This is a genomic window from Methylophaga sp. UBA4204 (genome assembly GCF_002379485.1).
Taxonomy (GTDB): domain Bacteria; phylum Pseudomonadota; class Gammaproteobacteria; order Nitrosococcales; family Methylophagaceae; genus Methylophaga.
This window is the reverse complement of record NZ_DFTU01000043.1, coordinates 28,049-30,980: the sequence shown is the minus strand read 5'-3', so window position 1 is coordinate 30,980 and position 2,932 is coordinate 28,049. Positions and strand designations below refer to the sequence as shown.

Sequence of the window (2,932 nt, the reverse complement as noted above, 5' to 3'; positions counted from 1 at the left end):
GGGGTATCTATGGCGGGCGGTAGTAACTGATGTTACGGCTGATGTCATGGCTTCTCAAAATGAGCGCATTCAACCCTTACTGCTGGGGCCAATTCCACAACAGGAAACCGCTGCTTATTTATTGCAGCGGTTACAGGGTGTTGGTTTCAACGGTGACAGCCCATTTGATAACAAAGCATTAATACGTTTTCATCGACAGTCTTCAGGTGTTCCGGCAGCATTGAATCATCTTGCCCATAAATTTTTACTGGGACAGGGCAAACCGGTGCAGCTGCCTTTCAGCTTCAAGTTTCCTGCTGTTTCTTTGCGCTGGAATAAATGGTTTGGACTGGTTCCGCTGGGTGTTTTATTTGCATTGGTTTTGTTTTACCAGCAGCAGATAAATGACTTGTTTGTTGCTGATAAAAGCACGATTGAAGACGATGTGCTAAATACGGATGCTTTAACCGAAGACTTGCCCATGGTCGTTGTGGATGAGCCAGAAGAACTTACCAGTGTTGCAGAAGCCGATCGCCAGGAATTAGTCGAATTACTCGAAGAGTTGGAACAGACAGATATAGAAGCTGAACCGACGACTGACTCTGATGTTGAAGCAGCAATCGAAACCATTTCCCCGACCGATGAAGTAGAGCCTGAACCTGAACAGGAAGTCGCTGCAGACGTTTTACTTGATCCTGTAGAAATAATTGAACAACCCTCTCAGACTGCTGATTCAGAGGAATCTATTGCCGACGTTGTCACGGTGAATGATGATTCAAGTTCTGAAATAGAAAAAGTGACTTCTGAAACAGCAGAAGAACAAGAGGTTGAGCCACCTTCAACGCCTGAACAAATTAACCCGCCAATTGAATTAATTCCCGAACCCGCTACCACCACGGAGAAAGCTGATACAGCATTTTCTGATCTGGTCGATACGACTTTAAAGGATAAAGAGTGGATTATGCAGCAATCCGCTACTGATTTTACCTTTCAATTAATGGGAACATGGGATAGATCTGAAGTGGACAGCTTTGTGGAAAAAAATGAACTGACAGGTAATGTTGCAGTTTTTGAAAGTATGCGTAATGGTGAAGTCTGGTATGCCGTGATCTACGGGGTATATCCTTCAAAACAGGTAGCAATGCGTGATAGTCAGCAATGGTCCTCTCCGTTAAATAAAATATCGCCCTGGCTAAGACGCTATGATGGCGTACAAAAACAGATTATAGATAAGGCGCCAGATCGCTAATCAGTGTGTCACTGCGGGTCCCAGGTCCGGCAAAGACAGCACGATAGACTCTTTTTCCAGCAATTTCTGTAAGTGAAAAAATACCTTTTTCAAGCAAACCGGAAAGGTCTTTTTGAGGGGGGGGATTAAAACAGACAATGCCTGTGGGAGAACCTTCTGCCTGCCAACCTGGCTGCTCATTGAGAAAATCGGCAAATTTTCTGGCCTGATCGAGTTGAAAGTCAATTTGCTCAACAAGACCTGCTTTTCCAAGTGCTTTAATGGTCAGCCATAAAGGCAGTAAAAGCTCTGCTCCATAGGAACCCGGTAATGTGTCACGTGGTGTTTGTGTCAGGTATTGGGTTGGCGAGGCCGTAGCTTTAATTGGTTGCTGATACATCAATAACCCGCAGGGACGGGGCTGGCCCAGACTTTTGTGCGGATCAAAACAGACCGAATCAGCTTGTCCGAGCTGTTTGTCAGTCAGGGGACTAGTGTTGATTAAACTTAAAAAACCACCCCAGGCTGCATCGATATGCAGCCAACATGGACTATGCCCAATAATTGCTTTAACCGCATTGATATCATCGATCTGTCCACTACTGGTGGTGCCTGCTGTAGCAACAATGGCCATTGGCGTCTGCTCGTTACAGGCAAACGCAAGTGCGGCAATATCCATCTGCTGGGAATCATTGGTGGGGATCAATTGTAACTGCAGGCCCAAAATGTCACACGCCTTGAAAACGGAATAGTGGGATTGATCGCTGGCATATACCCGGTTTGAATGGCCACCGAATTTTTTTNNTTTTCGAGCCTGCCATAACGCATCAAGGTTGCCATAGCTGCCACCATGCGTCGCATGTCCGTGTTGTTGACCAAACAAAGGGCAGAAAAAATCAAAGATATCTTTTTCAATGATCGCAAGTTCTGGATAAAGCTCTGATGAGAGCAGATTACCTTGATGCAAAGCCGCCACAAGCTTTCCCAGTGCGGCTAATTCATTTACTGCAGGCGTCATATGACCTGCCCAGTTTGCTTGTCTGTGACGCTGTCCTGCAAGGAGTAAGGTATCTATTTGTTGGGAAAGCTGTTGAAGCGTTTTAGCATCGATGTCGAATTGTTGCAGAGACTGATTAATTAACGCTGACAGCGTGGCAGATAGTTGACTTGAATCAATGCTCATCCGAGCTTAATTCCATGCTCGGGAAAGTTATCCAGGGCTTGATAATGGATCAATTGAGTTGAAATTGGTCTTTGTTGGAACAGTGCAGTAAAACCCTGATCAATAATGCCTTTTTTACTTAACTCGTTGAGATCTCCACTCTCTGCGGAAACACGTTTGATTAGACTCAAGCTGCTTTGTGGAAATTGCTGTGTAAACCACAAAGCCAGACTGTCGGAAGTGATCTGCCAGTTTTGGGTAATTTCTTTGACTTGCAGTAATTGATCATCTGGCAACCAGATAGCCAGTTGGCAATGGCTGGAAACTTCTGCTGGCGTTTTTACAAGGACAGCGGAGGGTAACAAGGCCTGAAGCATCAACCCATATTGTGCCATGGCAAGGATCGCCATATGGTGAGCATGTTGATCATCAAATTTATGCAGTTGCTGCGCCTGACGCACCATATCAGCAAAAGGACCACCGCCCGGAACAATTACCACAGACTCATTAAGCGCCGTTTGTTCCAGCAATGTTAACCAGGATTTGAGTTCAGCAGTGTGATA

General features: G+C 45.4%; 3 protein-coding genes. 1 reads left to right on the top strand and 2 read right to left on the bottom strand.

Features of this window, described 5'->3' with window-relative positions; all coding sequences use genetic code 11:
* On the top strand, nt 1–1,228 hold a 1,228-nt coding region (locus B3182_RS06150; protein WP_292751987.1), incomplete at its 5' end, for a hypothetical protein.
* On the opposite strand, the gene B3182_RS06145 is transcribed toward B3182_RS06150, so the two are convergent.
* Entirely contained in the window at nt 1,203–2,390 is a 1,188-nt protein-coding gene (locus B3182_RS06145; protein WP_292751984.1) for a pyridoxal phosphate-dependent decarboxylase family protein, read from the bottom strand. The two genes, B3182_RS06150 and B3182_RS06145, sit on opposite strands and share 26 nt — an antisense overlap.
* The coding region (locus B3182_RS06140; RefSeq protein ID WP_292751981.1) for a delta 1-pyrroline-5-carboxylate synthetase at nt 2,387–2,932 on the bottom strand (546 nt) is incomplete at its 5' end. The genes B3182_RS06145 and B3182_RS06140, both read right to left, overlap by 4 nt.